We start from the raw sequence: 3798 nt of genomic DNA on the forward strand, positions 1-3798 counted from the left end.
CTCGCCGGGCTCGGCGGGGCGGGGCCGGTCGGGGTGTTTTGCGGGTTCGGGGTGCCGGGTCATCGCAGGACCGCCTTCAGCTCGCGCGGGTATCGGTGGAAGAGGTTCGCGGTGAACTCGACGCCGGCCGGGTCGGCGGCCGGGCGCAGCGCGGGGAAGCGGCGGAGCAGCCTGCCGAAGCCCTCCTGGAGTTCCACGCGGGCCAGGGAGGAGCCGAGGCAGTAGTGCGCACCGGCGCCGAAGGCGAGGTGGGTGCGGGCGGCGCCGCGGGCGATGTCGAAGTCGTCGGGCCGCTCGACGTGCTGTTCGTCGCGGGCGGCGGATTCCAGGGAGATGAAGACCGTCGCGCCCTTGGGGAGGGTGACCTGGCCGAGGGTGACGTCCTCGGTGGTGACGGTCGTCCCGGCGAACCCGGTGCCTGCCTGCGCGTACCGGAGGATCTCCTCGACGGCGGCGGCCTCGGTGACCGTGCCGTCGCGCAGCCGGTCGAGCTGGTCGGGGTGCTGGAAGAGGGCGAGGAGGCCGTTGGCGAACTGGACGGCCGTGGACTCGTAGCCGGCGGTGGCGAGCAGGACGACCGTGGAGACCAGTTCGTCGGTGGTGGGGCGGGTGTCCTCGCCGAGGCGGGTGAGCAGTCGGCCGATGAGGCCGTCGCCGGGCGAGGTCTGCTCCTTCGCGACCAGGCGGGCAGCGCAGTCGAACAGGGCGCCCATGGCCGCGCCGAACGCGGCGGTCGAGGGTGCGGCGGTGCGTATCCGCCCGGCCCAGTCCCACAGGGCGGGGCGCAGTTCGGCGGGCAGGTCGAGCAGCTCGCACAGCACGCGGACGGGCACCTGGTAGGCGAAGTCGGCGACGAGGTCGACGGGTTCGGGGCCGCGGCCGGCGAGGGTGTCCAGGACCTCGTCGACGGCCTGGCCGACGGGTTTGCGCAGTGACTCGGCGTGGCCGGGGGTGAGGACGGTGGAGAGGGTGCGGCGCCAGCGGGCGTGGTGCTCGGGGTCGGCCAGGGACATCCCGAAGTCGAACCGCCGCTGCCCGGCCCCGCCGCCGGGGGCGCCGGGGAAGCCACGGCCCTGCGGGCGGCCGTCGGGTGCGCCGGGTGCGTCGGTCGGCGCACCCGGCCCGCCCACGCCCGGCCCGCCAGGTCCGCCAGGTCCGCCGGGTCCGCCGAGACCGCCAAGTCCGCCGGGTGCGCCCGGCCCGCCAGGTCCGCCGGGTGCGCCCGGCCCGCCCGGCCCGCCGCCCCGCAGTGCGCCGGCCCGGACCTCCGCCCTGCTGAAGCGGGGGTCGGTCAGGACCTGGCGTACGTCGTCGTAGCGGGTGACGAGCCAGGCGGTCGCGCCGTTCGCGAGGCGGATGCGGGAGACGGGTTCCTCGCGGCGGCGCCGGACCAGTTCCCTGGGCGGGGCGAAGGGGCACTTCTGTTCGAAGGGGTATGTGGTGTCGTCGGTCGGGGTCGGCTCCATGGAGGCCTCCACGCTCAGATACGCACCGGCAGTTCGGCCGGGTAGAAGGTGAACAGGTTGCTGGCGAGCGGCACGTCGTCCAGGTCGGGTCCGTCGAAGCGCAGGCCGGGGAAGCGGGCCAGCATGCGGGCGATGCCCTCCTGCATCTCGACGCGGGCGAGGGCGGCGCCGAGGCAGTAGTGGGGGCCGTAGCCGAACGCGGTCTGGCGGTGGGCGCAGCCGCGGCCGATGTCGAAGCGGTCGGCGTCCTCACCGAACACCTTCTCGTCCCGGTTGGCGGAGGCGAGGGAGACGAAGACGGTGGAGCCGGCCGGGACGGTGCCGCCGGACAGTTCGACGTCCTCGGTGGTGAACTTGGCGATGGCGTACCCGGTGCCCATCTGGGCGTACCGCAGGATCTCCTCGACGGCCCGGCCGACGATCTCGGGTTCCTCGCGCAGCCGGCGCATCTGGGCGGGTTCGCGGAACAGGGCGTAGAAGGCGTTGCCGAGCTGGACGGCGGTGCTCTCGTAGCCGGCCATCAGCAGCAGGATGACCGTGGAGACCAGTTCCTCGTTGGTGAGCTTGCCGTCCTCTTCGTCGGTGAGGGCGATGAGGGTGCTGAGCAGGTCGTCGCCGAGGTTCTGCCGTTTGCGGACGATGAGCCCGATGGCGTACCGGCCGATGTCCTGGAGGGCCTGCCCGAACTCGACGAACGACGAGGTGAGGTCGCGGCGGGTGATGCGGGCGGCGAGCGCGGAGAACTCGGGGCGGGCGGTCTGCTCCAGTCCGAGCAGGTCGCAGATGACGCGGATCGGCAGCTGGTAGGCGTAGTCGGCCATCAGGTCGAAGCGGCCGGTGGCGGCGAGGCCGTCGAGGAGGGCGTCGGTGTGGGCGGCGACGGCGGGCCGCATGGACTCGGCGTGCCGGGCGGTGAAGGCCTGGTTGACGAGGCGGCGCCAGCGGGTGTGGCCGGGCGGTTCGGAGATGGACCCGCCGAAGTTGAAGACGGGGCTGTCGGCGTCGGCCTGGAAGCCGGTGTCGACGCGGGCGGCGCCCTCCCGGTTGATGGTGCGGGAGAACCGTGGGTCGGTGAGGGCGGTGCGGACGTCGTCGTAGCGGGTGATCAGCCAGGCGGTGTCGCCGGTGGCGAGGCGGACCTGGGCGATGGGCCGGTTCTCCCGCAGCCAGGCGAACTCCTCCGGCATCTCGAACGGGGTGTGGCGGGTGAAGGGGTAGGTGCGGGCTTCGATGTCCACGGCGTGGGCTCCTGTCGGTCTTCGGTCAGTGCTGGCCGGAGGGCAGGTGTGCGGCGAGGCGTGCGCGGCGGTGGTCGCGGACGCGGTCGAGCAGGCCGGGGTCGGGGATCAGGCCCGCGCAGTCGGCGACGACGTGGTGGCCGAGACAGCCGAGGAAGGCTTCCTGTTCGGGGATGAGGCCGAGCCGGTTGTTGTGGGTGTGCAGCAGGCTGAGCAGCACGACCTGGCGGCGCCGTTCGTCGCTCGCGCCGGGTCCGGCGAGGGTGATCGCGGGCAGTATGTCGGCGGCGTCGGTGTGCAGGGCCTGCCAGGCGTCGGCGACGGCCCGCGCGTACGGGTCGTCCGGTGGCTGCCCGCGGGTGAGGAGCGGGGCGAGGTGGGCGGCGGCGGGGGCGCGGCGCTGCTGGAGCAGGGCGGGCCAGGTGTCGAGGAAGCGGTCGAAGACGTACGGCGACCACACCGTGCAGTAGTGGGCGAGAAAGGCGGCCATGGCGGCCGGGGTGAGGCCGGCCGCGGCGAGGCCGCGCAGGGTCATGGTGAAGGCGGTGCCGAGCCGGCGGGCGGGGCGTTCGCCGATGGCGCGCAGCGCGTCGAGGGCGACGGCGCTGCTGCGCGCGAAGAAGCGTTCCGCGACGGCGACGCCCGCGGGACCGCCGTACTTGCCGTGCTCGGGTTCGTAGCGGGCGGGGTGGACGGTGTCCGGGGGGAGGAGGTCGCCGGTGGTCTCGGCTTCCAGGGCGGCCATGGTGTGCTGGGCCTCGCGGAACTCGTCCGGGTCGAGGTCGCCCCAGCCGGCGGGGTCGGCGGCGAGCCGGGCCGCGAGCCGGTCCCGGATGTCCGAGACGAGGCGGTCGGCACGACCGGGGTCGGGGTCGGCGGGGCGCAGCCGGAGGCGGATGTGGTGGCCGCCCTGCCAGTAGCGCAGGAAGAAGAAGCTTTCCAGTTCGCCGGAGTCGCGCAGTGGGGCCACTACGGGCGTCAGGTGTTCCACGAGGAAGCGGTCCTGTCCGGCATACCGGTGCAGATGCAGGCTGTGCCAGGCGCCGGGGTCAGGGGCGGGCATCGGGGTCCTCCTCCGGGGCACGGGCGGGAGT

3 protein-coding genes are annotated in these 3798 nt (G+C 74.1%); all 3 read right to left on the reverse strand.

The window, feature by feature from the left end:
• Nucleotides 1-59: 59 nt before the first annotated feature.
• The 3 genes from MTQ10_RS31370 to MTQ10_RS28795 are packed head-to-tail and all read right to left on the reverse strand — an operon-like array spanning nt 60 to nt 3767.
• Nucleotides 60-1466 carry a cytochrome P450 gene (locus tag MTQ10_RS31370; protein WP_282612707.1) on the reverse strand — a complete coding sequence of 469 codons (1407 nt, stop codon included), beginning with the start codon at nt 1464-1466 and terminating at the stop codon, nt 60-62.
• Nucleotides 1467-1480: 14 nt separating this feature from the next.
• Entirely contained in the window at nt 1481-2704 is a 1224-nt protein-coding gene (locus tag MTQ10_RS28790; protein WP_247473289.1) for a cytochrome P450 family protein, read from the reverse strand.
• Between the two features lie 25 nt (nt 2705-2729).
• Nucleotides 2730-3767 carry a thiopeptide-type bacteriocin biosynthesis protein gene (locus MTQ10_RS28795; RefSeq protein WP_247473291.1) on the reverse strand — a complete coding sequence of 346 codons (1038 nt, stop codon included), beginning with the start codon at nt 3765-3767 and terminating at the stop codon, nt 2730-2732.
• Between the last annotated feature and the right edge of the window lie 31 nt (nt 3768-3798).

It is taken from the genome of Streptomyces sp. XM83C (genome assembly GCF_023072675.1).
In the GTDB taxonomy this organism is placed as follows: domain Bacteria; phylum Actinomycetota; class Actinomycetes; order Streptomycetales; family Streptomycetaceae; genus Streptomyces; species Streptomyces thermocoprophilus.